Below are 265 nucleotides of genomic sequence, written 5' to 3'. Positions count from 1 at the left end.
TGAGCGCACAGGGATTCGAACCCCGGACACACGCCTTAGAAGGGCGTTGCTCTATCCAGCTGAGCTATGCACCCACATTACAATATAAACATAAAATTTGGAGCGGGAAACGAGATTCGAACTCGCGACTTCAACCTTGGCAAGGTTGCGCTCTACCACTGAACTATTCCCGCTCGTTTATTAAATTGAATAAAAATGGTGCGGATGAAGGGAGTCGAACCCCCACGCCAATGGCGCTAGATCCTAAGTCTAGTGCGTCTGCCAA

The 265-nt window shown here is 49.4% G+C and carries 2 tRNA genes; both read right to left on the bottom strand.

Annotated features, from left to right (window positions below):
- A tRNA-Arg gene (locus KGF38_RS20205) sits at nucleotides 1–74 on the bottom strand.
- A 24-nt stretch (nucleotides 75–98) separates the two neighbouring features.
- Nucleotides 99–173: transfer RNA gene (locus KGF38_RS20200), tRNA-Gly, on the bottom strand.
- Nucleotides 174–265 lie beyond the last annotated feature (92 nt).

The organism is Clostridioides sp. ZZV14-6387, from assembly GCF_020657835.1.
GTDB classification, from domain to species: domain Bacteria; phylum Bacillota; class Clostridia; order Peptostreptococcales; family Peptostreptococcaceae; genus Clostridioides; species Clostridioides difficile_A.
Note: the sequence above shows the minus strand (reverse complement) of the source record. Positions and strands in the feature narration are given on the sequence as shown.